Source organism: Novosphingobium sp. (genome assembly GCF_040079535.1).
Classification (GTDB): domain Bacteria; phylum Pseudomonadota; class Alphaproteobacteria; order Sphingomonadales; family Sphingomonadaceae; genus Novosphingobium.
In genome coordinates this window covers 1-26,172 of record NZ_JBEBKB010000022.1, presented here as the reverse complement: position 1 = coordinate 26,172, position 26,172 = coordinate 1, and the positions used below count along the sequence as shown (strand labels likewise).

General features: G+C 61.5%; 27 protein-coding genes. 16 read left to right on the top strand and 11 right to left on the bottom strand.

What is annotated here, in order from left to right; all coding sequences use genetic code 11:
* Positions 1-56 precede the first annotated feature (56 nt).
* The 9 genes from ABL914_RS08770 (at position 57) to ABL914_RS08730 (ending at position 8,981) form a co-directional block, all read left to right on the top strand.
* Positions 57-1,763: a M28 family metallopeptidase gene (locus ABL914_RS08770; protein ID WP_391562801.1), complete on the top strand. Its 1,707-nt coding sequence runs from the start codon at positions 57-59 to the stop codon at positions 1,761-1,763.
* Positions 1,764-1,774: 11 nt separating this feature from the next.
* Positions 1,775-2,749: an agmatine deiminase family protein gene (locus ABL914_RS08765; RefSeq protein WP_391562814.1), complete on the top strand. Its 975-nt coding sequence runs from the start codon at positions 1,775-1,777 to the stop codon at positions 2,747-2,749.
* Positions 2,746-3,486, top strand: a complete 741-nt coding sequence (locus ABL914_RS08760; protein WP_391562800.1) for a DUF2334 domain-containing protein — start codon at positions 2,746-2,748, stop codon at positions 3,484-3,486. Before ABL914_RS08765 ends, ABL914_RS08760 begins: the two co-directional genes overlap by 4 nt.
* A complete protein-coding gene (locus ABL914_RS08755; protein ID WP_391562799.1) occupies positions 3,483-4,592 on the top strand; it encodes a glycosyltransferase in 1,110 nt (369 codons plus the stop codon). The genes ABL914_RS08760 and ABL914_RS08755 overlap by 4 nt, the downstream gene beginning before the upstream one ends.
* A gap of 50 nt (positions 4,593-4,642) precedes the next feature.
* Entirely contained in the window at positions 4,643-5,593 is a 951-nt protein-coding gene (locus tag ABL914_RS08750; protein WP_391562798.1) for a hypothetical protein, read from the top strand.
* A complete protein-coding gene (locus ABL914_RS08745; protein WP_391562797.1) occupies positions 5,590-6,117 on the top strand; it encodes a DUF2141 domain-containing protein in 528 nt (175 codons plus the stop codon). Before ABL914_RS08750 ends, ABL914_RS08745 begins: the two co-directional genes overlap by 4 nt.
* 3 nt (positions 6,118-6,120) lie before the next feature.
* Positions 6,121-7,263, top strand: a complete 1,143-nt coding sequence (locus ABL914_RS08740; RefSeq protein ID WP_391562796.1) for a glycosyltransferase — start codon at positions 6,121-6,123, stop codon at positions 7,261-7,263.
* Positions 7,264-7,326: 63 nt separating this feature from the next.
* Positions 7,327-8,430, top strand: coding sequence for a 4-hydroxyphenylpyruvate dioxygenase (gene hppD, locus ABL914_RS08735; RefSeq protein WP_391562795.1), 1,104 nt, complete (start codon positions 7,327-7,329; stop codon positions 8,428-8,430).
* Complete coding sequence (locus tag ABL914_RS08730) at positions 8,427-8,981, top strand: VOC family protein (protein WP_391562794.1); 555 nt, start codon at positions 8,427-8,429, stop codon at positions 8,979-8,981. Before hppD ends, ABL914_RS08730 begins: the two co-directional genes overlap by 4 nt.
* Here ABL914_RS08730 and ABL914_RS08725 read toward each other — a convergent pair.
* Positions 8,978-9,454 (bottom strand): Lrp/AsnC family transcriptional regulator, encoded by a 477-nt coding sequence (locus tag ABL914_RS08725; RefSeq protein ID WP_391562793.1) that lies wholly within the window; start codon positions 9,452-9,454, stop codon positions 8,978-8,980. The genes ABL914_RS08730 and ABL914_RS08725 overlap by 4 nt on opposite strands.
* 116 nt (positions 9,455-9,570) lie before the next feature.
* Between ABL914_RS08725 and ABL914_RS08720 the strand changes: the two genes are divergently transcribed.
* Positions 9,571-9,816 (top strand): DUF6356 family protein, encoded by a 246-nt coding sequence (locus tag ABL914_RS08720; protein WP_391562792.1) that lies wholly within the window; start codon positions 9,571-9,573, stop codon positions 9,814-9,816.
* 2 nt (positions 9,817-9,818) lie between these two features.
* On the opposite strand, the gene ABL914_RS08715 is transcribed toward ABL914_RS08720, so the two are convergent.
* From ABL914_RS08715 to ABL914_RS08705, 3 genes are all read right to left on the bottom strand, one after another.
* A complete protein-coding gene (locus tag ABL914_RS08715) occupies positions 9,819-11,936 on the bottom strand; it encodes a transglycosylase domain-containing protein (protein ID WP_391562791.1) in 2,118 nt (705 codons plus the stop codon).
* A gap of 77 nt (positions 11,937-12,013) precedes the next feature.
* Positions 12,014-12,460 (bottom strand): NfeD family protein, encoded by a 447-nt coding sequence (locus ABL914_RS08710; protein WP_391562790.1) that lies wholly within the window; start codon positions 12,458-12,460, stop codon positions 12,014-12,016.
* A 4-nt stretch (positions 12,461-12,464) separates the two neighbouring features.
* Positions 12,465-13,379: an SPFH domain-containing protein gene (locus ABL914_RS08705; protein ID WP_391562789.1), complete on the bottom strand. Its 915-nt coding sequence runs from the start codon at positions 13,377-13,379 to the stop codon at positions 12,465-12,467.
* Positions 13,380-13,494: 115 nt separating this feature from the next.
* On the opposite strand from ABL914_RS08705, the gene ABL914_RS08700 reads away from it, so the two are divergent.
* Positions 13,495-13,983 carry a hypothetical protein gene (locus tag ABL914_RS08700; RefSeq protein WP_391562788.1) on the top strand — a complete coding sequence of 163 codons (489 nt, stop codon included), beginning with the start codon at positions 13,495-13,497 and terminating at the stop codon, positions 13,981-13,983.
* A 16-nt stretch (positions 13,984-13,999) separates the two neighbouring features.
* Here the strand turns inward: ABL914_RS08700 and ABL914_RS08695 are convergent, their stop codons facing one another.
* On the bottom strand, positions 14,000-14,872 hold the full coding sequence (locus ABL914_RS08695) for a dienelactone hydrolase family protein (RefSeq protein WP_391562787.1): 873 nt from the start codon (positions 14,870-14,872) through the stop codon (positions 14,000-14,002).
* Positions 14,873-14,984: 112 nt separating this feature from the next.
* Between ABL914_RS08695 and ABL914_RS08690 the strand changes: the two genes are divergently transcribed.
* Positions 14,985-16,091 carry a YeiH family protein gene (locus tag ABL914_RS08690; RefSeq protein ID WP_391562813.1) on the top strand — a complete coding sequence of 369 codons (1,107 nt, stop codon included), beginning with the start codon at positions 14,985-14,987 and terminating at the stop codon, positions 16,089-16,091.
* On the opposite strand, the gene ABL914_RS08685 is transcribed toward ABL914_RS08690, so the two are convergent.
* The 3 genes from ABL914_RS08685 to hflK form a co-directional block, all read right to left on the bottom strand.
* Positions 16,088-17,581 carry a Do family serine endopeptidase gene (locus ABL914_RS08685; RefSeq protein ID WP_391562786.1) on the bottom strand — a complete coding sequence of 498 codons (1,494 nt, stop codon included), beginning with the start codon at positions 17,579-17,581 and terminating at the stop codon, positions 16,088-16,090. The two genes, ABL914_RS08690 and ABL914_RS08685, sit on opposite strands and share 4 nt — an antisense overlap.
* A gap of 87 nt (positions 17,582-17,668) precedes the next feature.
* Positions 17,669-18,505, bottom strand: coding sequence for an SPFH domain-containing protein (locus ABL914_RS08680; RefSeq protein ID WP_391562785.1), 837 nt, complete (start codon positions 18,503-18,505; stop codon positions 17,669-17,671).
* A gap of 2 nt (positions 18,506-18,507) precedes the next feature.
* Entirely contained in the window at positions 18,508-19,527 is a 1,020-nt protein-coding gene (hflK, locus tag ABL914_RS08675; RefSeq protein ID WP_391562812.1) for a protease modulator HflK, read from the bottom strand.
* Positions 19,528-19,849: 322 nt separating this feature from the next.
* Between hflK and ABL914_RS08670 the strand changes: the two genes are divergently transcribed.
* From ABL914_RS08670 to ABL914_RS08655, 4 genes are read left to right on the top strand one after another with little or no spacing between them, the layout of a single operon-like run.
* Positions 19,850-20,611 carry an Mrp/NBP35 family ATP-binding protein gene (locus ABL914_RS08670; RefSeq protein WP_391562811.1) on the top strand — a complete coding sequence of 254 codons (762 nt, stop codon included), beginning with the start codon at positions 19,850-19,852 and terminating at the stop codon, positions 20,609-20,611.
* Positions 20,612-20,632: 21 nt separating this feature from the next.
* Positions 20,633-22,900 carry a molybdopterin cofactor-binding domain-containing protein gene (locus ABL914_RS08665; RefSeq protein ID WP_391562784.1) on the top strand — a complete coding sequence of 756 codons (2,268 nt, stop codon included), beginning with the start codon at positions 20,633-20,635 and terminating at the stop codon, positions 22,898-22,900.
* A complete protein-coding gene (hemH, locus tag ABL914_RS08660) occupies positions 22,900-23,910 on the top strand; it encodes a ferrochelatase (RefSeq protein WP_391562783.1) in 1,011 nt (336 codons plus the stop codon). The genes ABL914_RS08665 and hemH overlap by 1 nt, the downstream gene beginning before the upstream one ends.
* A gap of 41 nt (positions 23,911-23,951) precedes the next feature.
* Complete coding sequence (locus ABL914_RS08655) at positions 23,952-25,340, top strand: cytochrome P450 (protein ID WP_391562782.1); 1,389 nt, start codon at positions 23,952-23,954, stop codon at positions 25,338-25,340.
* On the opposite strand, the gene ABL914_RS08650 is transcribed toward ABL914_RS08655, so the two are convergent.
* The 3 genes from ABL914_RS08650 to ABL914_RS08640 form a co-directional block, all read right to left on the bottom strand.
* The gene (locus tag ABL914_RS08650; protein ID WP_391562781.1) at positions 25,337-25,597 is read right to left on the bottom strand and encodes a BrnA antitoxin family protein; all 261 of its coding nucleotides are present in this window, start codon (positions 25,595-25,597) and stop codon (positions 25,337-25,339) included. The genes ABL914_RS08655 and ABL914_RS08650 overlap by 4 nt on opposite strands.
* Positions 25,548-25,829 (bottom strand): BrnT family toxin, encoded by a 282-nt coding sequence (locus ABL914_RS08645; RefSeq protein ID WP_391562780.1) that lies wholly within the window; start codon positions 25,827-25,829, stop codon positions 25,548-25,550. Before ABL914_RS08645 ends, ABL914_RS08650 begins: the two co-directional genes overlap by 50 nt.
* 154 nt (positions 25,830-25,983) lie before the next feature.
* Entirely contained in the window at positions 25,984-26,151 is a 168-nt protein-coding gene (locus ABL914_RS08640; protein WP_391562779.1) for a DUF1674 domain-containing protein, read from the bottom strand.
* Positions 26,152-26,172: the final 21 nt, after the last annotated feature.

Sequence of the window (26,172 nt, the reverse complement as noted above, 5' to 3'; positions counted from 1 at the left end):
GACGCGGGCTTTGCCACTGTCGCTGGTGCGTACTCTTGAATGAAGGTTTGCCCGCGATGATTGCTAACCCGACCCGCAACTTCCTGTTTGCCGCCGCCGCCGCCGCCGCCGCCGCTGCATTGGCGCTGGGCGCGGCCGTTGCTGCCAAGCCGGTGGGCCTTTCATTTGCGCCGATCCCCAAGGTGGCGCTGCCAAAAATTTCGGCCGAAACTTTGCGCGGCGTGACCGAGGAGCTGTCAAGCGACCGCTATGAAGGCCGCGGCCCGGCAACTCGGGCCGAAGACCTGACAATCACTTACATCATCAAGCGCTTCCAGGCCGCCGGGCTGAAGCCGGGCAACAAGGGTAGCTGGCTACAGGAAGTGCCCACGGTTGAGATTGAGTCGCAGAACGCATCGGGCCTGCATGTCGATGTGGGCGGCAAGGCGCTGCATTTCGATTTCGGCAAGGATATGGTGGCCGGCAGCTACCGCGCCGTGCCGCGGACCGAGATCAAGGAGGCCCCGATGGTCTTCGTGGGTTACGGGGTCAACGCGCCGGAACTGGGCTGGAATGACTATGCCGGGATCGACATGAAGGGCAAGATCGCGGTCGTGCTGGTCAACGATCCAGACTATGAACAGGCCGACGAAAAGGGCATCTTCAAGGGCCGGCGGATGACCTATTATGGCCGCTGGACCTACAAGTATGAAGAGGCCGCCCGCCAGGGCGCAGCGGGCGTGCTGTTGATCCACGATACCTTCCCGGCGGCCTATGGCTGGCAAGTGGTCAATTCCAGCTGGACCGGCCCGCAGATGTATATCCAGAGCGCCGATAACGGCATGAGCCAGACCCAGGCCAACGGCTGGATCCAGAAGCCGGTGGCCGAAGCGATCCTTGCCGCATCAGGGCAGGATCTGGCTGCGTTGAGCGCCAGGGCCAAACAAAAAGGCTTCAAGGCAGTGGCGCTGGATGCCAAGGCCAGTCTGGCGTTTGACAACAAGATCACCAAAGGTGTCTCGCGCAATGTGATCGGGATCCAGCCGGGCAAAACCCGGCCGCGCGATTATGTGCTGTACACCGCACATTGGGATCATCTGGGGCGCTGCACACCCGATGCCAGCGGCGATGATATCTGCAATGGCTCGATCGATAATGCTACCGGGATCGCCGCGATGGTGGCGATTGCCGAAGCCAGCAAACGGGCCGGGCCGGCCGCTCGTAGTCAAGTGTTCCTGGCGGTGACACTGGAAGAATCCGGGCTGCTGGGCTCAAAATACTATGCTGAGCATCCGGTCTATCCGCTTTCGCGCACGGTCGGCGGGGTGAATATGGACGGGGTCGGTCCGGGCAGTCCCAGCCGCGATGTGTCTGTAACCGGCGGCGACAAGAACCAGCTGACCCGATATTTGAACGCGGCGATGAAGCAGATGAGTTTTTACCAGACGCCTGAAGATCACCCAGAGCGCGGCGGCTATTACCGCAGCGATCACTTCAGCTTCGCCAAACTGGGCGTGCCAATGTTTGCTGTGGGCCGGGGATCAGATTGGATCAATGGCGGCAAGCCAGCCGGTAGCGCGGCTTCGGATGATTACCTGCAACACCGCTATCATCAGCCCAGTGATGCATTCGATCCAGCTTGGGATTGGTCAGGCGCACAGCAGGAAGTGCAGCTTTACTATCTGCTGGGCCGGATGCTGGCCATGGGCAGCGATTGGCCCAATTGGCACAAAGGTGATGAATTCCGCGCCATTCGCGATCAAAGCCGGGCCAGCGGGAAATAACAATGACCGTGATGCCGCCCGAATGGCACCCGCAACAATGGCTGTGGGTTGGATTTCCGCATCTGGCTGATGAGTGGCCGGGGTTTCTGGGGCGGGCGCAGAAACAGATTGCCCGGTTTGCCAGTGCCGTGGCGGATAGCGGCCAGGAAGTGCGCCTGATTGTGCGCGATGCAGCTAACCACGCAGCGGCAGCGGCGCTGTGTTCGTCGGCAGTCAAGCTTGAGATCAGATGCTACGGCGATGTCTGGCTGCGCGATACCGGGCCCTTGGTGGTTGAGCGTGGCGGTGCGCAGATCGGCCAGCGGTTTGGTTTTAACGGCTGGGGCGGCAAATATCTGATGCATGGCGATCAGCAGATTGGCGCAGATCTGGCAGCCAGCGCCGGGTTGTCGGTCAGCACCGCTGATTGGGTGCTGGAAGGCGGCGCGCTCGATTGCGATGGCACCGGCCTTGTCGCCACCACCGAGCAGTGCCTGCTGAACCCCTACCGCAACCCGCAGCTTTCGCGCGGGGATATCGAAGCGCGGCTGGAGCGCGATCTGGGCTTTGATCGGGTGCTGTGGCTGGGTGATGGCTTGATCAATGATCACACCGATGGCCATGTCGATAATCTGGCGCGGTTTGTGGCGCCCGGTGTGCTGGCCCTTCCGCGCGCTACCGGATCGGATGATCCGAACGCCGCGATCTATTCCGATGCCAAGGCGCGGGCCGAGGCGTTTGGGCTAACGGTGCGCGAAGTGCCATCGCCGGGCCGGGTGGAAACCGGCGGACGGATCGAACCGGCAAGCTATATGAATTTTGCGATCACTTCGAAGCTGGTGGTGGTGCCGGTCTATGGCACGGCGCATGACATTGATGGGGTTGCAGCTGTGGCTGAACTGTTCCCCGGCCACGATGTGATCGGGATCATGGCCGATGCCGTGCTGGCCGGCGGGGGCAGTTTTCATTGCGCCAGCCAGCAAATGCCAGAGCGCTTGGCCCGATGAGCGGCAAGCTCCTCCTCGCCTCGATCCACGATGTCGGACCACGGTTTGAACGTGAGGTCGATCAGCTGGCCGAGCTGCTCTGTGGAATCCTTGGTGGACCCAGGTTTGCAATGCTGGTGGTGCCCGATCACTGGGGCGAAGCGCCGCTGGCCGGCAATCCGGCCTTCCAGCAGCGGCTGCGCGATTGGGCTGATCTGGGCGTGGAAATGTTCGTCCATGGCTGGTTTCATAAGGATCGGGCAGAGCATTCGCGGGCCACGGCGCTTGTCGCCAAGCACATGACCGATGGCGAGGGTGAGTTTCTGGGGCTGAGCCGCGATGTTGCCGCGCAGCGCATGGCCGATGGCCGCAAGTTGATCGAAGATGTGATCGGGCGCGAAGTGGCAGGCTTTATCGCGCCGGCCTGGCTCTATGGCGAAGGCGCCCATGCCGCGCTGGCGCAAAGCGGCTTTGCCCTGGCGGAGGATCACATGAAGGTCTGGAGGCCCGCATCGGGCCAGGTTCTGGCCAAGGGGCCGGTGATTACCTGGGCCAGCCGATCAGTCCCGCGCCAGATATCCTCGCGGATGGTCGCGGCAATTGCCCGCCATGCCTTGCACCCACAACGGGTGATGCGGATCGCGGTCCACCCTGGCGATACCGCCGTTCCGGCGCTGCTGGACAGCATTACCGCGACATTTTCAGCATTTTCCGCCCGGCGCGCCGTGGGGCGTTATGCCGATTTGCTGGCGCAATGAAGATCGCAGTTCCAATCCATAGCTTTGAGCCGGGCGGGGTTGAACGCGTTGCGCTCAACCTATGTGCAGCATGGCAAGCCCAGCATGAGCAGGTGACCGTGGTGCTGGGGCGCGAAGCAGGCGCGATGCGCAGTTCGGTGCCCGCCGGGTTATGCTATGCGATAGAGCCTGAACCGGTTCCAACCGCTGCTTTCGAAACGCTCTGGATGATCCGGTTACTGCGCCGATACCTTGCGCGCGGCCAGACCGATGTGGTCTTCGCATCGGGCAACACCTATGGAATCGTTGCGGTTGCAATGAAGCTGCTGCTGGGGCGGCGCTGCCCGCCGATCGTGCTCAAGCTCAGCAATGATCTTTATCGCAAGGATATGCCCGCACCCTATCGCGCGGCCTATCATCTGTGGTTGCGCGCGCAGGGGCGCTGGCTCGACCACTTCGTCGGGATGGCTCAGCCGATGCGGGCTGAAATCGCTGAATTGATGCGGGTTCCCGGTGACAGAATCACGGTGATCGAAGACCCTTCGCTGGAAGAAGGGCAATATGCCGCGCTGATCGCCCTGCCGCGGTCCGCTGGTGTCCGCGCACCTGATTACATTGCGGTCGGGCGATTGGCCGGGCAAAAGAATTTTCCCATGCTGCTGCGCGCCTTTGCCCGGATTGGTGATCCGGACGCGCAGCTGACAATCCTGGGCGAAGGTCCAGAACGCGGCAGATTGGAACAGCTCGCCGCGGAACTGGGAATTGCCGATCGGCTGCACTTGCCCGGCCATATCGCCGATCCATTGCCCTACCTTGCGCGGGCATCGGTCTTTGTGCTTTCTTCCGACTACGAAGGCGTCCCGGCAGTTGTGATAGAGGCTTTGGCTGCGGGGCTGCCAATCGCAGCTACCGATTGCGCAGCATCGATGCGCCAGCTGACCGGGGATGGGCAGTTCGGCCTGTTGGTCCCGCCGCGCGAACCGGCGCAGTTGGCCCAAGCGATGCAAGCCGCCCTGACCATGCCATACGATCCGGCCGCCGCCCGCAGATCGGCGCAGCCCTATCGCATAGACAAAGCCTGTGCCGCTTACCGCGCATTGTTTGCTACTGTGGCCGCGCCGCACTAAACGGACCAATTCATGGTTCGTTCACTGCCTTGCCGCAACAGGCCGCCACTATGCTGGAAACTGCCGATCTTTGCGCATCGCTGCCCGGCGAGCACTGCCGGGATCAGCCGATGAATGCGGCTGGGGCGCCTGCGGCCGATGCTGGCCAAAGCCGCTGGGCGGCGCTGGCCAGCATGGCGGTTTCGCTGGCGCTGCTGGTTGCCGTTGCGTTCCAGTTCCGTGATCTTGACACCGCCGAAATGGCGCGGCTGTTGCCCAGTGCGCCGCAGTTCTGGCTGGCTTTTGCCGGCTATTATCTGGCGCTGCCGATCAGCGAATGGGTGATCTATCGGCGGCTGTGGCATTTTCCGCCGGCTGGGTTTGGGGCATTGCTGCGCAAGCTGGTTTCCAACGAATTGCTGCTGGGCTATTTGGGTGAGGCGCAATTTTATGCCTGGGCGCGCGCGCGCGGCAATCTAGATGCAGCGCCGTTCGGAGCGATCAAGGATATCACGATCCTTTCCGCGTTGACCGGCAATCTGGCCACGCTGGTGATGCTGGTTCTGGCCTGGCCGTTCGTTACCGCAGGGCAACTGGGGGTTGAAGGAACCACTGCTTTTGCCGCGCTGGGGATCGTGCTGCTAACGTCGCTGGTGATCCTGTTGTTTCGGCAAAAGCTGTTCACCTTGCCGCGCCGCGAACTGTTGCTGATTTCGGGCATCCATCTGGTGCGGATCGCGGCGGTCTTGTTCCTTTCGGCGGTGATGTGGCAGGCTGTTTTGCCAGAGGTCGCCTTGACCATGTGGCTGGTGCTGGCAACGCTGCGCCAACTGATCTCGCGCTTGCCCTTGATGCCCAACAAGGATGTGGTCTTTGCCGGGATAACGGTACTGCTGCTTGGCAACAGCGCCCAGGTGGCGGCATTGATGGCGATGATGGCCGTGCTTTTGCTGGCGACGCATCTTTTGGTAGGAACCCTTTTTGGCCTGGTTGGCCTGTTTGATACGGAGAAAGCGAAATGAAGCCGATTGCTGTGACTTTGGCAGCAGCCTTGCTGCTGGCCGCTGGGCCGGCGCTGCGTTCCAGCCCCGATCTTGGCAAAGCCGAAGGGCGCTGCCGCGCTGGTGAACCTGGCCCGGCACTGCTGGTCGAAGCGGCCGGTTTGAAAGATCGCACCGGGCAATTGAAGGTTGAGCTTTATCCTTCGAACGACCAGGATTTCCTGGCCGATGACAATGTTCTGATTGCCGCCGGCAAGGTGTTCCGCCGGGTCGAAGCGCCGACTCCCAGATCGGGCGCAGCGGTGCTGTGCATCCGCATTCCTGGCCCCGGCACCTATTCGCTGATGCTGCTGCATGATCGTGATCTGGACCACCGGTTCAACTACAAGGTTGATGGCATCGGATTTGCCAGCAATCCCAAGCTGGGTTGGTCCAAACCAAAGGCGCGGGTTACCCGGGTGATTGTCAATACTGGCGGGGTTTCCAAGATCTCTGTGGTGATGAATTACAAGAACGGGCTGGGCGTCGGCCCGATCAAGAACTGATCTGTGCATCTGGTTGATGTCTGTGCGTTCTACACCCCCCACGGCGGCGGGGTGAAGACCTATATCGAACAGAAATTGCGGATCGGCCCGTCGCTGGGCGCACGCATCACGGTGCTTGCGCCGGGTGATGAACATGCGGTAATTCCGTTCGGCGAAGGCGCGCAGATTGTCACCATTCCGGGGCCACGGCTGGCGGTGGACAAGAACTATTGGTATTTTGGAGATCAGGCCGCGCTGCATGCGGCGCTGGATCGTTTGAAGCCCGATCTGGTTGAATGTTCATCGCCGTGGCGCAGTCCGGTCTGGGTAGCCAATTGGGCGGGAGATGTGCCGCGCAGCCTGTTCATGCATGCCGATCCCTTGACCGCCTATGCCTATCGTTGGTGCGATCCGCTGCTGCCGCGCGCGATCACCGATCAGCTGTTTGCGCCGTATTGGCGCCACATCCGGGCGCTGGGGGCAAGCTATGCCAGTGTAATCTGCGCCAGCCGCGATCTGCGTGATCGGATGGCGACGGGCGGAGTGCCCAACACCCGGCTGGAGCCAATGGGGGTGGACGAAGGCGTCTTTGCTGCGGCCAATCGTGATCCGGTGCTCAGAACCCATTTGCTGGCCGAACTTGGCCTGCCCAGTAGCGCCGGTCTGCTGATCGGGGTTGGCCGGCTTGCCGGGGAAAAGCGCTGGCCGATGGTGATTGAAGCGGTGCGCCGCGCTCGCCAGCAGCGACCGCTGGGGCTGATCCTGCTGGGCGGCGGGCGGCAAGAGGCACAGGTTCGTGCTGCAATCGGGCCTGATCCCCAGATCAAATTGCTTGATCCGGTACGCGATCGGACGCGGTTTGCCGCAATTCTGGCCAGTGCCGATGCACTGGTTCATGGCTGCGAGGCAGAAACTTATGGCCTGGCTGCTGCAGAAGCGCGAGCCAGCGGGGTGCCGGTGGTGGTGCCCGATCGCGGCGGCGCGGCCGAACAGGCGGATGGCGGCGGAGGGTTGACCTATCGCAGCGCCGATCCCGATGCATTGGCTGCTGCAGTGTTGGAACTTGGCCGGCAAGGCTGGCCCCGCACCAATGGCCAGGTGCAGACAATGCGCGGGCATTTTGAACAGCTGTTTGCCCACTACCGGGATCTGATCGCGGCCGGCTGACTTGACTCCCGACCTGCGGTAAACTAGTTGCATTTGCAACCAATTGCCTCTGCGGAGATACCCATGCCCGATCTGTTCGACAATCCGATTGGCCTCAATGGCTTTGAATTCATCGAATTCTGTGCGCCTGAAAAAGGCCTGCTTGAACCGGTGTTCGAAAGCATGGGTTTTGCGCGGATTGCCCAGCACCGTTCAAAAGACGTCCATCTGTGGCGGCAGGGTGAAATCAACCTGATCGCCAACTATGAACCACGCAGTCCAGCGGCCTATTTCGCGGCTGAGCACGGTGCCTCTGCTTGTGGCATGGCTTTTCGGGTCAGGGATGCGGCGGCGGCCTATAAGGAAGTGATCGAGCGCGGGGCAGAACCGGTTGAGAGCCGAACCGGGGTGATGGAACTGCGCATTCCTGCGATCAAGGGAATCGGCGGCGCGTTCATCTATCTGGTTGATCGGTATGCTGCCCTCGACAATCCAGATGCCCTGTCAATCTACGACATCGATTTCGTCTATCTGCCGGGTGCAGATCGCAATCCCGCTGGCGCTGGCTTCAAGAAAATCGATCACCTGACCCACAACGTCTATGGCGGACGGATGGCGCATTGGGGCGCGTGGTATGAGCGGATCTTCAATTTCCGCGAGATCCGCTATTTCGACATCAAGGGTGAATACACCGGCCTGACCAGCCGGGCGATGACCGCGCCTGACGGCAAGATCCGCATTCCGCTTAACGAGGAGGGCAAGGCTGGCGGTGGGCAGATCGAAGAGTTCTTGCGCCAGTATAACGGCGAAGGGATCCAGCACATCGCCCTGATCTGCGATGATTTGATCGCCTGCTGGGACAACCTCAAAAAGCTTGGTGTGCCCTTCATGACTGCGCCGCCTGCAACCTACTATGCAATGCTTGAGGGCCGCCTTGCCGGCCATGGGCAGCCTGCCGATGCGTTGCAGCAACGCGGAATTCTGCTGGATGGGACAACCCAGGGCGGCCCGCCTCGCCTGCTATTGCAGATCTTCGCCCAGCCGCAGATCGGCCCGGTGTTCTTCGAATTCATCCAGCGCAAGGGCGATGAGGGTTTTGGCGAAGGCAATTTCAAGGCCCTGTTTGAAAGCATCGAACGCGATCAGATTGATCGCGGCGTGCTCCAGGCCGAAGGGGCAGCGCAATGACCGCTCCTGTACTCAGCCGGATCCATCACGTTGCCTATCGGTGCCGCGATGCCAAAGAGACGGTCGATTGGTATTCACGCGTGCTGGGCATGACCTACACCACCGCATTCGCCGAGGACCACGTCCCCTCAACCGGCGAATTCGATCCCTATATGCATGTGTTTCTGGATTGTGGCGGGGGCAATGTCGTGGCCTTCTTCGAACTGCCGCAGCAGCCTGAGATGGGCAAGGATCCCAACACCCCGGCCTGGGTCCAGCACCTGGCTTTCGAGGTTGATGACGTAAACGCGTTACTTGCCGCCAAGGCGCATATCGAGGCCGAGGGGATAGAGGTACTGGGGCCGACTTATCACGGCATTTTCCGCTCGATCTATTTCTTCGATCCCAATGGCCACCGGCTGGAACTGGCCTGTAATATCGGCACTGCCGATCAATATGCCGAACTGCGCGCACTGGCCCCGGTGATGCTAAACGATTGGGCCGCCACCAAGCGCGCGCCGCGCCATGCGGCCTGGTTGCACGAGGACCCGGCAGAACGCGGTGACGGCTAGGCCGGCCGGGTCAGCGCGGTAGTGGCCTTCATCTTTTCCATCGAAAAGCTGGAGCTGACATCGGCCAGATCGGGCACCGCGGCGATCAACCTGCGGTAGATCCGATCATAATGGGCAATATCGCGCACCACGATCTTGAGCAGGTAATCGACATCACCGGCCATCCGGTGGCACTCGCTGATCTCATCGATTTGCTCAATCCCCTTGCTGAAGGCCGCAAGCCAATCCGGATCGTGCCGCTGGGTGCGGATAGCCACAAATACGGTGGTGGCCAGCCCAAGCTTTTCGGGATCAAGCAAGGCCACCCGCCGGGCGATTACGCCGCTGTCATCCAGCCGCTTGATCCGGCGCCAGCAGGCATTGCTGGACAGGCCAACACGTTCGCCCACTTCGTGCACCGGCAATGCGGCATTGTGCTGGAGCACACCAAGGATTGCCCAGTCTATGGTATCAAGTTGTGAAAAATCAGCCATTCTTGGGATGAAATATGGCAACATAATGCAAATAGCCAGACATTTGGTGATGATTTTGCCAACTTACTGCGATACAATTCGAAAACGATCGCAATTCGGCAAGATCAGGAGCTACCATGAACCCCATCCGCCTGTTCACACAGCACCCCGCCTCTATCGGCGAAAGCTATGGCGAGCATCTGGCGATGGCGGGCGGATTTGGAGTCAGGATGATCCTTGGCGGGTTTGCTTGCCTGATCCACGGCCTGTTGCCGTTCCTGTTCGTGCGAACCGGCAGCGCACAAATTTCCACTTTGCACCAGACCATGGTTACAAACCGTCAGCGCAAGCAAATGCCTGCGATCCTTGATTTCGTGATCTGACCCTAGGGCGGAGGCAAGGGATCACCCTTGCCGCGTCCGGTTGCCTCGTTGAGGAAGTCCTCATTGACGGCAGGCGGCGGATTGACCGGTTCAAGCCCGCCATCGCGATAGGCATCGCCAGGGCCGGGATCTTCGATCACTCCGGGTTTCTGGCGCTCACCCTGATTGTTGCTGGGCGGCTCTACCAGATTGCCGTTCTCATCAACGTAGTAATACTGGTCCGGGCTGCCACTGAAATTGGCTTCGTCATCGGGTGAAAGCTGCCAGGCTGGCGCGATCATATCGGTCTGGAACTTTTCCACCGGACGGCCTGCCACGGCAACTTTCATATAGGCGGCAAACGCGCGGGCCGGGGCATGGCCGCCTTGCAGGCCGTTAACGGGGCGGCTGTCATCGCGGCCCATCCATACGCCCGTGGTAACTCCGCTGGAAAAGCCCAGGAACCAGCCATCCTTGTTGGACGTTGTAGTGCCAGTTTTGCCCGCGACTGGCCGGCCGATCTGCGCGGCCTTGCCGGTCCCGATCGAGACGGTGCTTTGCAGCAGATCCGTGATCCCGTTGGCGACGTTTTCCGGGACCAGCTGGGTCGATTCCTTTTTTTCGTGCTGATACAGCACTTTGCCGTCGGTGGTTGCGATCTTGATGATCCCATACGGTTCGATCGAGCGGCCGCGCGCGGATACTGCTGCAAAGGCGCGGGTCATATCGATCACCCGCACTTCGTTTGAACCCAGCACCATCGAAGGCACAGTTGAAATCGGCGTGGTGATGCCAAACCGCTTGGCCATCGCCGCTACTGACGAGAAGCCGACTTCGTTGCCCAACTGCGCAGCCACGGTATTTTTCGAATAGGCGAATGCGGTGCGGACATCGATCTTGCCGGCAAAGCCGCCGCCGGAATTTTGCGGGCTCCAGCCCTGGATCGTCACCGGCTCGTCAACCACTTCGGTTGACGGGGTATAGCCGGCCTCAAGCGCGGCGAGATAGACGAACAGCTTCCATGCAGAACCGGGCTGGCGCACCGCATTGGTTGCGCGATTGTAGTTCGAGCTGACGTAATCCGTGCCGCCAACCATTGCCAGCACCGCGCCGTCGCGATCAATGCTGACCAGCGCGCCTTGCGCTCCGGCGGGAACATTGTTCCTGATCGCAGCAGCAGCGGTGTTCTGCAGTTTCACGTCAAGCGTGGTCCAGACTTCGATTGGCGCGTCATTTTCGCCCAGCAGGATGTCCAGCTGCGGCAATGCCCAATCGGTGAAATAGCGGACCGAATTCTGCCCGCCTTCCTGGGTGAACTTGATTGCCTTGAAATTGACAGCGCCGGCCTGGGCCGCACTTACCTTGCCGTTTTCCTGCATTAGCCCCAGCACAACCTGGGCACGATCAACCGCGGCCTGGGCATCGGCTGTGGGCGCATAGTGCGATGGTGCCTTGACCAGCCCCGCAATAACCGCAGCCTCTGTCAGCGAAAGCTGGTTGCCTGGATGGCCGAAGAATTTGCGGCTGGCCGAATCTATTCCATAAGCGCCGCCGCCGAAATAGACCTTGTTGAGGTATAGCTCGAGGATCTGTTCCTTGGAGAATTTCCATTCCAGCGCCAATGCCAGCACCGCTTCGCGAACCTTGCGGGTGAACGTGCGCGAATTGTTGAGGAATACCGTGCGCGCTAGCTGCTGGGTGATGGTAGACCCGCCCTGGCGAAAACGTCCTTGCTGATAGCGAACATAAAAAGAGCGCGCGACACCGATCGGATCGACCCCGATGTGATTGTAATAGCGCCTGTCCTCGGTCGAGAGGATCGCGTCCTTCATCACTTGCGGAATCTCGCCCGCAGGCAGCCACTTGCCATAGCTTGGCCCGATGCTGACCAGTTCGGTGCCATCACGCGCGCGCACCACGATCATCTGTTCGTTCTGGCTGGCCTTGAGCTGATCATAATTGGGCAGTGACTGGGCGGCGAGGCCGACTGCGACTGCCAGTGACAACACGCCAAGCAGTGCCAGCGAAAAGCTCCATACAAACAGGCGCCGGAAAAACAGGCGAATGCCCCGCGGGGCTGGTTTGGCGGGTTTGCCGCCGCGCGGCGGCGGGGCAGAGCGCCGGATATCAGTCCTGGCCATTGGGTTCGACTATTCCTCCCGTGCGCCGGCTTGATAGGGCCGTTGCTGCGCAGGGTTAATGGGGGCGATGTGCGATTTCAGTGCAGATACTCAACCACCAGAACCACGCCGTCATGCGCGGTAACTCGCATCCGGGTGCCCGGTTCGGCATCGGGGCCCTTGGCCAGCCATTCACTGTCACCCAGCTTGACCCGGCCCTGGCCGCTTTCAATAACCTGGGTAACCACCACCAGTTCGCCGATCGCTTGCGCGCCGCGGTCGTTCATTCTGGGATCGGCGCTCTGGATCGGATTGCGGCGCAAATAATTGCGGCCAATGAAAACCGATGTCACCGCCAGAACCGCAAACAGCACGATTTCCAGCGGCAAGCCCAGCGGTACCAGCCACGTTACCACGCCGGTGATCAGCGCAGCACCCGCAAGCCAGATCAGGAACACGCCGGGGATCGCCACTTCGGCGATTGCCAGCACCAAACCCAGCCCAAGCCACAGCCAGTGCGACGATAGACTTTCCAGCCAAGCCATTGCCTTAGCCCTCCTTGGTTCCAAGTGCGTCCCTGACCAGTTCGCCAATTCCGCCGATCGAACCGATCAGCTGGGTTGCCTCAACCGGGAACAGGATGGTCTTGGCATTGGGCGAAGTGGCAAAGGCGGTGACGGCTTCGGTGTATTTCTGAGCGACGAAGTAATTGAGCGCCTGGGTCCCCGAAGTGGCGATTGCTTCAGACACCACCTGGGTCGCGCGGGCTTCGGCTTCGGCTGAACGTTCGCGCGCTTCGGCATCCCGATAGGCGGCTTCCTTGCGGCCCTCGGCTGAAAGGATCGCACTCTGCTTTTCGCCTTCGGCTTTAAGGATTTCGGCCTGACGGAACCCTTCGGCTTCAAGGATATTGGCGCGCTTTTCGCGTTCTGCCTTCATCTGGCGGGCCATGGCGTTGGAAATATCGGCCGGTGGGCGGATATCCTTGATTTCGATCCGGGTGATTTTCACACCCCACGGCGAAGTGGCGTGATCGATTACCGACAGCAGCTTGGCGTTGATTTCGTCACGCTTGGACAGCGTTTCATCCAGATCCATGCTGCCCATCACCGTGCGCAGGTTGGTGGTGGTCAGCTGCATGATCGCGACATAGAGGTTGGATACCTCATACGCAGCCTTGCCGGCATCAAGTACCTGGAAGAAAACGATCGCATCGACACCGACCATCGCGTTGTCGCGGGTGATGATTTCCTGGCCCGGAATATCCAGTACCTGTTCCATCACATTGACCTTGTGGCCAACCCGATCAAAAAACGGGATCAGGATGTGCAGGCCAGGTTCCGCCGCAAGGGTGAATTTCCCCAACCGTTCGATCGTATAGACATAGCCCTGGCGGACCACCCGCACGCCCATCAGCAGTAGTATAAAAACCAAACCCAGCAGCGCAATCAGGGTACCAAGCATCGTTCCCACCTTTATACGTGTTCGTAGCATCAAAGCTTAGCGGCTGGGGGCCCGTGGGCAAGCGAAACCCGACAGCTTAACCTGAAAGTAACCATGCTGCGCTAACCCTTGCGGCATGATCCAGCAGAACCCGAAAGATTGGTCGCAAGGCTTCTGGGGCAGTGAGCACCCCGAAACCGCCGCGTTGCGTGTCCAGAAAGACTATGTCGATACCATGGTTTCGCTCAAACGCGAGAATATGGACCGGATATATGCCTATCTTACCGGCCTGATCGAAAAGGCCAAGGATGAGCTTGCGCTGGCCCGCGGCGGCGGACAAAGCGCGGATGGCCGGCGCATGGCGCTGAAGCAGCACGTCGATGAAATTTCCGCTTATCTCAAAGCGCAGGCGCTGCAGGTAGAGCTGCCGCGCACGTACCCGGTTCCCGAAGGCAGCAATGCCCCTGCGCACTATGTGCTGGAAGACGTTCCGCTGTTTTTCGGACGGGTAAAATGCGTTCTAGATCAATGGTATGACAGCCACCTTCTATCGCTTTACGATGAAGTGCTGATGCTGGTGAAGCCCAAGGGCGCCAAACCTGCGGGGACGCCTGCCGCATCCTAGGTTATGAGTTCATGACCTAGAGCTTTTTGTACAATTCCAGCAGATGCGCGCGCGCGCGATTGGCTTCGCCGTTATCGAATGAAGGTGCATCAGATGTGCACCAGCCGTGATCGGCATTGTAGACATCGATCACGGCCCGGCGCCGCGCAGCAGCGGCTGCGGCCCGCAAGGCATCCTTGTCAGCTGGTGAACGCGCATCATCGTTGCGGGCGATCGCGATCAGGAAGCTGGCCTTTGATTTTCCGAACAACTTGTGCGGGCTATCCGGGGCCTGGGTTACCAGCCCGCCGCCGTGAAACGATGCTGCAACTCCGATCCGATCAGGCCGGGCGGCTGCGGCGCGAATGGCGAAAGCGCCCGTCTGGCAATAGCCTTGCGTACCGATTTTGCGCTTGGTTGAGACGGCCTTGTGCCGGTCAAGCCAATTGACAAAGGCCTCGGTATCGCGCGCGGTGCCTTGGGCAGACAGGCTGGCGATAGCCGGTTTCAGCTTTTCCTGGCCCTCGGGCGTGCGCCATTCCAGCATGGTGGCTAGCAACGGCGCCTTGGCCACCCGGTAATAGTGGTTGACCAGCAATACCGCATATCCCGACGAAGCCAGCAACAGCGCCATCCCTTCATAGGCAGGCCGCATGCCGGCAACATCGGGCCACATGATCACGGCCGGATATTTGCCCCGCTCAGGCCGGAACAGCATTGCATCGCAGACGCCGTCTGGCGTCTTGATCATCGCATGGTCCACCACCAGCGAGAGTTCTTTCGCTGCGCTTTGGGCCGAAACGGCGCTGGCAATCAGCCCCGCAGCGCCGATAGCCGCAAATTCGCGGCGGCTAAGGCCGCGCGCGGCAAGCGCTTGTTCGTCTTCGATCGCAGTGAAATCATCGCACATTGCGGTTCCCCTTTGGCTGTCAGACTAGACAAGGCCAGCCTCCTGTCCAGCTTGCGATAGGGCTTTGCCAAGCGGCGCAGCTTGGGGCATGGAGCGGCCCAAGGGGGACGCCATGGGCCAGCACAGCAACCAGCCAGCAAAGCAAGCGATCGATTGGGATCAATTGCCCTATGGCGGTGACCTGTTTGGTGAGATCCAACTTGCCGAAAACGAGCGCGCAGCAGCCCCAAGCGAAAAGGCACCGGGGTTGTTTCCCGGGCTGGCACTGTGCGCAGTGGGTGCGGCTACCGCGGCCTGGCTTTCAGAGCATTATGGCTTCCCTATCATCCTGCTGGGCTTGCTGGTTGGTCTGGCGCTCAATTTCATCAGCCACGATCCGCGCAGCCACCCGGGGCTCGATTTCGCTTCGCGGACATGCTTGCGCTGGGGGATCGTGGTGCTGGGGCTGCAAGTTACAATCGCCCAGATCATCACGCTTGGACCGGCGCCATTTGCCGCGCTGGGTGTGGTGATGGCGGTTACTTTTACGGCTGGCCTGGCCGGTGCGCGGATCGCCGGGCAATCGCGCTATGCCGGGATCCTGGCCGGCGGGGCCACCGCGATCTGCGGGGCCAGCGCGGCATTGGCGCTATACGGGGTAATCGGCAAGGATCGGCTCAGCCAGGCGCAATTTGCCCTGACGCTGGTGGGCGTTTCATTGGCCAGCGCCTTTGCGATGTCGGTCTATCCGGTGCTGGCAGAGGAGTTCGGGCTGTCGGATGGCCAGGCGGGTTTCCTGATCGGGGCCTCAATCCACGATGTCGCCCAGGCGATTGGCGGGGGCTATGCGTTCTCTGACCCGGCCGGAAACTATGCGACGATCGTCAAGCTGGCGCGGGTGGCGATGCTGGCCCCGGTAGTGGCGCTGGTCGGCCTTTGGATTGGCCCTGCTGAAGGGGCAACGGGCGGCAACCTGTGGCGGCGGCTGGCGCTGCCATGGTTCATCCTGGCCTTTTTGGGTGTGGTGGCGTTGAATAGCATGGTTGCTGTTCCAGCGCCGCTGATCGGTGCTGGACTGATCCTGTCCAAGGCGTTGCTGCTGCTGGCCGTTACCGCCACGGCGATGCGCAGCCGGATGGATCTGTTGCTGCAGATGGGCTGGCGGGCGGCGGTGCCGGTCGTCACCGCCACCCTGGCCAGCTTTGCCGCCGCCTTGGGCTTTGCCGTTCTGTTGCTCTAGTTGCGCAGGCGCAGCGCAATGAAGATGGTGCCCTGCTCGCCCGGGCGCATCATTTCCAGGGTCAGACTGGGCCGGCCCGCGGCCTTGGCGGCCTTGATCGCGGCGTCCAGTTCGGCTGTGCCGGAGATCGGGCCGAAATTCGCCGCCACCACGATATCGCCGCGCTGAAAGCCGCGATTGGCTGCATCCGATGCGCTATCAACATCGGCGATCACCGCCCCGCGGGTAGTGCTGGGCAGGCGTAACTGCATGGCGATTTCGGGCGACATATCGAGCACTTGCAACCCAAGCGCTGCCCCGGCCAGACCCTGCCCACGCGCATTTTCAAGCGGATTGCTGGCGCCTGGCCGACCCTGGCCAAGGCTTTGGGCCATTTCCTGCTGGCTGGGACGGCGCGCCACTTCGGCCTTCAGCGCCATCGGTTTGCCCTGACGGATCAGATCGATCGAAATCGCAGTTCCCGGCGCGATATCCGCGACAATCGCCGAAATCGTCCGATCGGCGGTAACTTCAACGCCGTTGGCCTTAAGCAGAATATCGCCGGGCCGGACCCCGGCCTTGGCCCCGGGCATGCCTGGCACAACAGCGCGCACCAGCTCACCGCGCCCGTGCGGCAGGCCAAGCGAATCCGCGATATCATCCGAAACCGGCATCAATTGCAGGCCCAGGAACCCGCGTTCGATCGCTTTTCCGCTCAACAGCTTGTCAACAATCGGCTTGGCGGTATCGGAAGGAATCGCAAATCCGATCCCGACATTGCCGCCGGCCGGGGCGACGATCCAGTTGTTGATGCCGATAACGTTGCCGGCCATGTCAAACATCGGTCCGCCCGAATTGCCAGAATTGATCGACGCATCGGTCTGGATGAAGTGGTTGAAGGCACCGCTTCCGGCATTGCGGTTGACCGAAGAGATGATTCCCGAGGTTACCGTTCCGCCCAGCCCAAATGGGTTGCCGATCGCAATTACCCAATCGCCGGCCCGGGCCTTGCTTGATTGACCGAACTTTACGAACGGCAGCGGGGCCGGAGCATCGATTTTGATCAGCGCGATATCGCTATCAGCGTCGCGACCGATCAGGCGGGCTTCGTATTCGGTGCCGTCAGCCAATTTGACCGAGATGGTATCGGCCACGCCCTGCTGATCAAGGCTGATGACGTGATTGTTGGTAACGATATAGCCATCGGACGAAATGATGAAGCCCGATCCGGCCCCTTCGGCCAGTCGCGCGCCGCCGCCCCGGCCCATCATCTGGGCCATGGGCGATGCCGGTGTCTGGATCTTCTGGCGAACCGAAATGTTGACCACCGCGGGCTGCAGCTGGGCGGTCAGATCGGCAAAGCTTTCCGGTGCGCCGGGCCGCGGCACCACGCCGCGCATCTGGGTATCGTCGTTCTGCGCAACCTGGGCGCCGGCCGGAAGGCCGCTTACCAACGAGATGGCCGCGCCGCCCAGCAGCAAGGCAGAGGTAATTCCATAAGCGTATCGCACAGGTATCGGTCCTTTTGCTCGATCCAAATCCATCCGCCCCCGGCCGGCAGGTTTCACGCCGGATCGGCTGAACCGGGATTGAACGCCTTACTGGCCGTTGAAATGCCGAAGATAGGCACTGCCGGGTGGGATTACGATAGTCGGCGGATTTTTTGGGTTTGGCACCTCGAACACGATGGCATAGCTGCGAAGTGCGCGGAAGAAATCGTAAAACTCTGGATCGATCCCGGCGCTGGCCTGCAGAATTGCGCCTGTTTCGGCGGCCACTGCGGCCCGGGTCTGGTGGGAATCGCTAACCTGCGTTTCGGCAATCGCATCCACTTCGCGCAAGTGCCGCGCCTGCATGATTTCATAGGTCATTTGCAGCGCGGCATCACCCGGCATCACCCGCCCGATCCGAAGATCGATCACTTGCACGCCAAAGCTGCGGGCCTTGGCATCTATGGCTGAACGCAGCGCCGGTGCCGCGCCGCCATTGCCGGGCAGGGCAATCGTAGCGGCTGGCAGGCGATCAAGCTGATCCCCCAGCAGTGCTGGCAGGATCGTGCCCAGTTCGGCCTCCATCCGCTCGGCCGATCCCAGGCGATTGGCCAGGCGCACCGGATCGATGATCCGATAGGTCAGATCGGCATCGACCAGCAGGTCCTGGGCATCGACGCTGCGCACTTTCTGGCCGCCCAGCGAATACCCCTGCAATCCGCGCGCCAGCGAAACCGTCTGTTCAATGAAGGGCAGTTTCAAAACCACGCCGGCGCCGCTTGTCCCGTCGGTGCGGAACCGGTTTACCACCCGCACTGGCTTGCCCAGGCGTTCGATAACCACCTGTTCGCCTTCGCCAACAATCACCACGCTGGAAGCGGCGCACAGCCCTGCCAGTGCCAGCACAAACAGCAGCAACCGATTGGCCTGAAGAAGTCTTGCCATGGTTATTGCTCCGCCGGTTTGGCTGATGGTGCCGGCGGCTGGGGCGTGCCCGCCGCGTTGCCACCTGCAACCACTGTGTTGTTGCGCAGGATGCGCTCCATCGTCTCATAATACATCTTCTGCCGGATCACCGCCGGAGCGATCTTGTACTGGGCATAGACCCGGTCGAATTCGGCCGCTTCGTGCCGGGCATTGGCCAATTGCTGCTGACGCCAGGCCTGATCATTCTCACGCTGGCGGCGGGCATTGTCGCGGGCGGTTTCGATCTTCTGAAACGTTTCCGCCAGCCGCGCCGGCGGGCCGACACGGACCAGTTCAATGCTGACAATCTTCACCCCGGAATGCCAGCCATCCAGCACCCGCTGCATCCGTTCGGCTGCGCGCAATTGCAGTTGGCCGCGCTTGTCGCTGCCATAGGCGGCGCTGAACGGCAACTCGGCCACGGCGGCGCGGACCTGGGCATCGCCCAGCCGCCGCAAGGCAGCTTCGCCTTCGGGCAGATTGAAGACAAACGCCTGCAGATCTGTGACCCGCCAACGAATCCGAAATGAAACGTCGATCAACTCGCCATCACGGGTTGGCATCAGTGTTTCGCCGTCCTTATCAGGAACCATGGTCATTTCGTCGCCGAGCGCCTTGCGCCGCACCACGGATTGGAGCGGCCAGGGCAGGGTAAGATTGACGCCGGGTCCGATCGTGTGGCTGAACCGCCCCATGGTCAGCACCAGCCCGCGCTGATCACGGTCCAGCATATGGAGCGAAGTCGCAACCAGCCAGGCCCCGATCAGACCGAACAGCAGCAGACCGGCCCAGCTGCTGCGAAGCTGACCGGGAACGCGGGGGCGTTGCCGCAGAATATCCTCAATGCTGGCCGAACGGCGCGGCTTTGGCGCAACCTCATCCGGGCTTAGCCAGGGATTGCGCGGCTCTGCGCCATCCGCCTGATTGGCGTCATCGGTGCTTTTTTCCTCGCCTGGTTCATCCCCGCTGCCGCCGCCCCATGGGCTTTTGCCGCGGGCCATTCGCAAGGGTTGGGGGCGCTTGGTGGGTTCAGATCCGTCCATCCGCCCGCTTATAGGAAGCATACCGATACAAAAACAGAGGCTCGCAACGCTTTTTTCTTTGCTAGGGGGCTTGGCGATGACCGATCCAACCGAATCCTTGCGCACTGCGCTACCGCCACTCGCCCTGTCCCGCCTGCAATCGCTGCGCCTTTCCCAAGGCCGCGCGGTGGTGGTGCTGGATGCCACCGGCCTAGATGCGCTTGAGCGCGAACGGCTGGAAAGCGCGGTTAAACAGGCTCTGGCTGACCAGAGCGATGTGACCGAAGTGCATGTTGCCTTGATGGCGGACAAGGTTCAGCGGCGGATCATCGCGGTTGGATCGGGCAAGGGCGGGGTCGGCAAAAGCACCGTATCGGCCAATCTGGCGATTGCACTGGCGCGGATGGGCCGCAAGGTCGGGTTGGTCGATGCCGATATCTATGGCCCATCGCAGCCGCGGCTGCTGGGTAGCGAGGGGATCAAACCACAGGCCCGTGCAGACAAGCTTATCCCGGTCCCCAACCAGTGGGGTGTGCCGCTGCTTTCGATGGGGCAATTGATCGAGCCGGACAAAGCGATCGCCTGGCGCGGGCCGATGGCGGGCAATGCCCTGGGCCAGCTGGTCGATGCCGATTGGGGGGATGCCGAAATTCTGGTGGTCGATCTGCCGCCGGGTACGGGCGATGTTCAATTGACCATGCTCCAGCGCCATAAGCCAGCGGGCGCGGTGATCGTCTCAACCCCGCAGGATCTGGCGCTGATCGATGCGCGCCGTGCAATCCAGCTGTTCGAAGTTGGGCAGGTTCCGGTGATCGGAATGGTTGAAAACATGGCCGGCTATGTCTGCCCGCATTGCGGTGAGCAGTCTGATCCGTTCGGCAGCGGCGGCGCAGAAGCTGCGGCGGCAGATCTGGGCATGGCGTTCCTGGGCCGGATCCCGCTGGAACTTGCGATCCGCAAGGCCAGCGATGCCGGAACCCCGCCCGCCGCCGGCGATAGTGCTGCGGGCGAAGCGTTTGCCGCCGTGGCCCGGCGGGTTGCGACTTGGCTCGACAACCAGTGACGTTCGGCTAGGAACGGGTCCATGCAGGTCACACGGCGGGGGATATTGCTGGGAATGGGGGCCGCCGGCGGACTGGTGGCCGCCTGGGCGCTGACCCCGCGCCAATTCGCTCCGCCGCTGAAGGCTGCCGACGGCGAATTTGCGTTCGATGCCTGGCTGAAAATCGGCACTGACGGCGTGGTCAGTGTGGCTGTGCCCGATTGTGAAATGGGACAGGGTATTTCCACTTTGATCCCGCAGATCGTTGCGATGGAACTGGGGGCGGATTGGCGGCAAGTAGCGGTAGAGCCGGCCCCGGTCAGCGGCGCCTATGGCAATCCGGTGCTGGCGGCGCGCTGGTCGCAATTGTGGCTGCCGATAGCCTCGGGTCTGGCCGATCAGCCTGACAGCATTCTGGCGCGCCGGATGGCCGAAAACGATGTATTTGTGGCAACTGCCGATGGGACCGCGCTGGCCGCACATGAAGCCGCAGCGCGCGCTGCCGCCGCCGGCGCCCGGGCAATGCTGGCCAAAGCGGCCGCCGCAAAATGGGGCGTCGGCTGGGAGGAATGTGAGGCTCAGGACGGCTTCATTCTGAACGGCAAGAACAAGCTGCCATTTGGCGCCCTGGCCATGGCCGCTGCGGGCTATTCGCCGCCTGATCCACCGGTGCTGCGGGCCGCGCCTCCGCAAGAGCACGCGGCTGAATTTCCGCCTGGTGCCAAGCTGCGCTTCGTCAGGCTGGATTTGCCCAGCAAGGTTGATGGCAGCCACATCTTTGCGGGCGACGTGCGCTTGCCCGATATGGTTCATGCCGCGATCCGCCATGCGCCGGTTGGTGCCGCGCGCTTGGGCAAGTACGATCCCAGGCGCGCATCAGGAATGCCTGGCTATCTGCAATTGGTTGCCGGACCGGACTGGCTGGCGGCAGTGGGCACCAATTGGTGGTCGGCGGATCAGGCATTGGCCCGGATTGCGCCGCAGTTTTCCGTAAGTGGCGCAGCCGATAGCGCTGCCATTGACGCGGCGCTGAAAGAGGCTTTGCGTTATGGCAAGGCGGATCGGATCGCTTCGCGAGGCGATCCTGAAAAGTGGCTGCGCGGCAAGTTTGAACACACTGCAATCTACACCATAGCCCCGGCGCTCCACGGCGGGCTTGAAACCGCTAGCGCAACTGCGCGGTTTGAGAATGGCCGCCTGGAACTATGGGCGGCCAGCCAGGCGCCGCAAGCCTTGCGGCTGGCAGTAGCCAAAGCGCTCGATATTTCGCCATCGGACGTAACGCTCTATCCGGTTCAGGCTGGCGGCAGTTTCGATGCGCGGCTGCACGGCGATCATGCTGTGGAAGCTGCGCTGATCGCCAAAACGGTGAAGAAACCGGTTCAGCTGGCCTGGTCACGCTGGCAAGAGCACCTGGCAGTGCCGCCGCGCGCACCGGCCCGGGCCGTGCTGGCGGCGCGCACCGCTGTTGATGGCTCGCTCACCGCGCTGGAAGTAAGGGCGGCGATGCCTTCTAGTTCGCGTGAGCTGGGCGGGCGCTTGTTTGATCAGCGCAGCGCCCAGGCAGCGCTCGGGCTGCAATCAGCGTCTGATCGGCTGGCGGGAGAAGAGCTGGTTCCGCCCTACGCAATCGCCAATCTGAAGGTTGAGCACGTGCCGGTTGAGATTGGCCTGCCAACCGGCCGGATGCGCGGCAATTCGCATGGGATCGGGGCCTTTCTGGTCGAAACCTTCATTGATGAGCTGGCCCACCGCGCTGGGCGCGAGCCGCTGTCCTACCGGATGTTCCTGCTCGCCTCTGATCCGCGCCTTGCAGAATGCCTTCAGCGCGCCGCAACGCTGGCCGAATGGGGCGGCGGCGCGGCCGGGACCGGACAGGGGCTGGCCTGCTGGAAGATGACCATGGGTGACCGGGTGGGCCGGATTGCGGTGGTGGCCAGCGCCCGCCGCGACGAACGCGGGGTGCGGGTCGACAGGCTGACCGCTGTGGCAGATATCGGACGGATCGTTAATGTCGATATCGCGCGTCAGCAGATCGAAGGTGGGCTGATTTTCGGTCTTGGGCTGGCCAACGGTTCAAGCACCGATTTTGCCAATGGCCTGCCAACAGTGGCCCGGCTTGGCATGTTGGGTCTGCCGCAACTGGCGGACTGCCCCGAAGTGCTGGTTGAATTTGTCGATGGAAACGACGAACCATTCGATCCAGGCGAGCTGGGCGCGGTTGTGGCCCCGCCGGCGATCGCCAATGCCCTCTATTCGGCGGGTTCGGTGCGCTTGCATCACCTGCCACTAACTGCGGAGCAAGGGTGATGTTGCCGGCCGATCATCCCGTTGTCCCGCCGCCAAGGATCGGCGTGTTGCTGGTTAACCTTGGCACCCCAGATGCACCCACCCCGGGTGCGGTGCGGCGCTATCTTAAAGAGTTCCTGTGGGATCGCCGGGTGGTGGAAATCCCGCGCGCAGTGTGGTGGCCGATCCTAAACCTGATCATTCTCAACACCCGCCCAAGGAAAAGCGCGCACGCTTATAGCCAGGTCTGGACGCCGGATGGCTCGCCGCTTGCCGCGATCACCAAGGAACAGGCCAATGGCTTGCAACTGCGGTTGGGGCAAGGCGTGATGGTGTCTTGGGCGATGCGTTATGGCAATCCGGCAATCGGGGCGGAATTGCAACGGATGAAGGACGCAGGTTGTGATCGGGTTTTGGTTGCCCCGCTTTACCCGCAATACTCCGCAGCAACCACCGCCACGGCGATCGATGCCATTGGCGCGCAACTGGCGGCGATGCGCTGGCAACCAGCGCTGCGCACGTTGCCGCCCTATTACGACGATGCGGCGCATATCGAAGCCTTGCGCACCGATACGGCGCGGCAATTGCAGGCACTGGCATTCAAGCCCGAAGTCTTGTTGCTATCCTTCCACGGCATGCCCGAGCGCACGCTTCACTTGGGCGATCCGTATCACTGCCAATGTCAGAAGACCGGAAGGCTTCTGGCCGAAGCGTTGAAAGCTGATTTCCCGGACTTGCGGATTGAAGTGACCTTCCAGTCGCGCTTCGGCAAGGCCAAGTGGCTCGAACCAGCGACCGATGCGGTTCTGGCTGCGGAAGGCGCGAACGGCACCAAACGGCTGGCGATCGCTGCCCCTGGCTTTTCCGCCGATTGTCTTGAAACCCGCGAAGAGCTGGCAATCCGGGGCAAAGAGCAGTTTCTGGCGGCGGGCGGCGCAGAATTTGCGGCGCTCGACTGCCTCAACGCGGGCGATGCCGGGCTGGCAATGCTGGAAACGTTGGTTCGGCGCGAACTGGCGGGGTGGTTTTAACCGTTCGGTTAAGTTACAGCGGTGTCAGCAAGGAGCAAGCAATGGCTAGTTTGGCGACCGATACCACCGCATTTTCCCATTGGTCACAGCGCCAACCAGCGGAGGCGCTGGACCATATTCCAGGTGAAGATGGCTGGCCGATCATCGGCACCACGCTGGAATTGCTGGCCGATCCGATCGGCTATGGCCACAAAATGCAGGCCAAATACGGCAACGTCTATCGCAATCGGGGGTTTGGCCGGCGCGGGGTGATTCTGTTGGGCGCAGAAGCGAACGAACTGGTGCTGTTCGATCGCGACAAGATTTTCTCATCTGAGCAGGGCTGGGGCCCGGTACTTGATCTGCTGTTCCCGCGCGGGCTGATGCTGCTGGATTTCGATCACCACCGGATCGATCGCCGGGCACTGTCGATCGCGTTCAAGCCCGGTCCGATGCGCCACTATGCCGATGCCCTTGGCCAGGGGATCAGCCAACGGGTTGAGCAATGGCGGGGGCGGGAGCTGCAGTTTTATCCCGCGATCAAGCAGCTCACGCTTGATCTGGCGGCAGACAGCTTCATGGGCTTGCCGCTGGGGCCAGAAGCGGACCAGATCAACAAGGCCTTTGTCGATATGGTTGCCGCATCGATTGGCGTGATCAGAAAGCCGCTGCCCTTCACAGCGATGGGCCGGGGTGTGGCAGGCCGCAATTTTCTGATCGACTATTTCACGCGTGAGGCGATCCGCCGCCGCAGCGAAGGCGCCCAGGAAACCGGCGGCCAAGACATGTTCAGCCAGTTTGCCACCGCAACCCGCGAAGATGGCTCGATGCTGCCGGTCGATGAAGTGGTCGATCACATGATCTTCCTGATGATGGCGGCACACGATACGATCACATCGTCGGCCACCTCGTTGGTCTGGTTGCTGGCCAAGAACCCGGATTGGCAAGACAAGCTGCGGGCCGAATTGCTGGCTGTAACCGGCGGGGCCGGGCGGCCGCTGGCTTACGATGATCTGGGCAAGGTTGAACTGACCGAAATGGCCTTCAAGGAGGCACTGCGGCTGATCCCGCCGGTGCCATCGCTGCCGCGCCGTGCGCTTAAGGAATTCACCTTTGGCGGCTATCGGATCCCGGCTGGGACGGGGATTGGAATTAGCCCGGCCAGTGTTCACATGATGGAAGAATACTGGCCAGAACCGGCCCGCTTCGATCCACTGCGGTTCAGCCCCGAAGCCGTGGCTGCGCGCCACAAATATGCCTGGGTGCCTTTCGGCGGCGGCGCGCACATGTGCCTGGGCCTGCATTTCGCCTATATGCAGATCAAGATACTGATGGCCCAGATTTTGACCCGGTACCGGATCGAGATTGCGCCTGGCTATGATCCGCAATGGCAACCCTGGCCGATCCCCAAGCCCAAGGACGGGCTGACGGTTCGGTTCACGCCGCTTTAGAGGCCTGCCGCTCGGCGCAGCTCATCATTAATCTTCGTCTGCCAGCCCTCGCCCTTGCGCTTGAACCAATCGAGCACATCGGCATCAAGCCGCAGCGAAACCGGCTTTTTCGGGTTGGCTGCACGCGGACGGCCGCGGCGCACAAGTTTGGTGCCAACATAGGCGTCAGCTTCGGCGAACCAGTCGTCGTCAAGCTCAGGCTTGATTTCATCCGGATCTTTCGCGAGTAACGCGATAGCTTTTTCTTTCTCGGTCATTTGCTTTCCACATCGTAATAATACGGCGCAGCGTGCCTCGAGGTGTCCACGCAATAATGACCACTGTCTCATCAAGCTGGGCTGTCGAGAGAAACCTCTGTTCAGACGCACTATGCCTGTGATCGGGGCTGATCGTATGAAATCCTTCGAAAGCGTCGCCGCAGCGGGCTATGTCGAGCCCGCGTGCCGCAAGGACTAAATCGCGTTTAGCGGGGTCGTACTCGATCTCCATTGGAGAGTCTCCAGTTTCGGGCCGCTTTCCAGCGACAAGCAATGTTCATTGGCATGTCCCGTTCTCCGGTCTGAAATCGCAGGTTGCTGCGACAATTTGTGTATGCACACAAATCACCAGCCTTGTCAATATATGTATATACACAAATCGTGTTTCAAAAATCAACCGCCACGCCTTTGCGGACCCAATCGCCATAGCGGGTGGGGGAAAGGCCATCGGGATCCGTTTCGTCCTTGGCCGCTTCGGGCGGGGGCGCGGGATCGGTGGTCCAGTGGGCGGGCTTCTGAAAGCCAGCAGGGCGTTTGGTGGCGCGGCGTGTCATTGGTATGACTTAGAGCTTTGT

Bases quoted from the DNA above. Each gene is read 5' to 3' on its own strand.
- ABL914_RS08730 (WP_391562794.1), top strand. From the start codon at position 8,427: ATGACCGCTCCTGTACTCAGCCGGATCCATCACGTTGCCTATCGGTGC.
- ABL914_RS08745 (WP_391562797.1), top strand. From the start codon at position 5,590: ATGAAGCCGATTGCTGTGACTTTGGCAGCAGCCTTGCTGCTGGCCGCT.
- ABL914_RS08680 (WP_391562785.1), bottom strand. From the start codon at position 18,505: ATGGCAAGACTTCTTCAGGCCAATCGGTTGCTGCTGTTTGTGCTGGCA.
- hflK (WP_391562812.1), bottom strand. From the start codon at position 19,527: ATGGCCCGCGGCAAAAGCCCATGGGGCGGCGGCAGCGGGGATGAACCA.
- ABL914_RS08700 (WP_391562788.1), top strand. From the start codon at position 13,495: ATGATCCAGCAGAACCCGAAAGATTGGTCGCAAGGCTTCTGGGGCAGT.
- ABL914_RS08705 (WP_391562789.1), bottom strand. From the start codon at position 13,379: ATGCTTGGTACCCTGATTGCGCTGCTGGGTTTGGTTTTTATACTACTG.
- ABL914_RS08650 (WP_391562781.1), bottom strand. From the start codon at position 25,597: ATGACCGAGAAAGAAAAAGCTATCGCGTTACTCGCGAAAGATCCGGAT.
- ABL914_RS08750 (WP_391562798.1), top strand. From the start codon at position 4,643: ATGCTGGAAACTGCCGATCTTTGCGCATCGCTGCCCGGCGAGCACTGC.
- hemH (WP_391562783.1), top strand. From the start codon at position 22,900: ATGTTGCCGGCCGATCATCCCGTTGTCCCGCCGCCAAGGATCGGCGTG.
- ABL914_RS08640 (WP_391562779.1), bottom strand. From the start codon at position 26,151: ATGACACGCCGCGCCACCAAACGCCCTGCTGGCTTTCAGAAGCCCGCC.
- ABL914_RS08725 (WP_391562793.1), bottom strand. From the start codon at position 9,454: ATGGCTGATTTTTCACAACTTGATACCATAGACTGGGCAATCCTTGGT.
- ABL914_RS08710 (WP_391562790.1), bottom strand. From the start codon at position 12,460: ATGGCTTGGCTGGAAAGTCTATCGTCGCACTGGCTGTGGCTTGGGCTG.
- ABL914_RS08670 (WP_391562811.1), top strand. From the start codon at position 19,850: ATGGCGGACAAGGTTCAGCGGCGGATCATCGCGGTTGGATCGGGCAAG.
- ABL914_RS08760 (WP_391562800.1), top strand. From the start codon at position 2,746: ATGAGCGGCAAGCTCCTCCTCGCCTCGATCCACGATGTCGGACCACGG.
- ABL914_RS08770 (WP_391562801.1), top strand. From the start codon at position 57: ATGATTGCTAACCCGACCCGCAACTTCCTGTTTGCCGCCGCCGCCGCC.
- ABL914_RS08665 (WP_391562784.1), top strand. From the start codon at position 20,633: ATGCAGGTCACACGGCGGGGGATATTGCTGGGAATGGGGGCCGCCGGC.
- ABL914_RS08690 (WP_391562813.1), top strand. From the start codon at position 14,985: ATGGGCCAGCACAGCAACCAGCCAGCAAAGCAAGCGATCGATTGGGAT.
- ABL914_RS08755 (WP_391562799.1), top strand. From the start codon at position 3,483: ATGAAGATCGCAGTTCCAATCCATAGCTTTGAGCCGGGCGGGGTTGAA.
- ABL914_RS08765 (WP_391562814.1), top strand. From the start codon at position 1,775: ATGCCGCCCGAATGGCACCCGCAACAATGGCTGTGGGTTGGATTTCCG.
- ABL914_RS08655 (WP_391562782.1), top strand. From the start codon at position 23,952: ATGGCTAGTTTGGCGACCGATACCACCGCATTTTCCCATTGGTCACAG.
- ABL914_RS08715 (WP_391562791.1), bottom strand. From the start codon at position 11,936: ATGGCCAGGACTGATATCCGGCGCTCTGCCCCGCCGCCGCGCGGCGGC.
- ABL914_RS08645 (WP_391562780.1), bottom strand. From the start codon at position 25,829: ATGGAGATCGAGTACGACCCCGCTAAACGCGATTTAGTCCTTGCGGCA.
- ABL914_RS08720 (WP_391562792.1), top strand. From the start codon at position 9,571: ATGAACCCCATCCGCCTGTTCACACAGCACCCCGCCTCTATCGGCGAA.
- ABL914_RS08695 (WP_391562787.1), bottom strand. From the start codon at position 14,872: ATGTGCGATGATTTCACTGCGATCGAAGACGAACAAGCGCTTGCCGCG.
- hppD (WP_391562795.1), top strand. From the start codon at position 7,327: ATGCCCGATCTGTTCGACAATCCGATTGGCCTCAATGGCTTTGAATTC.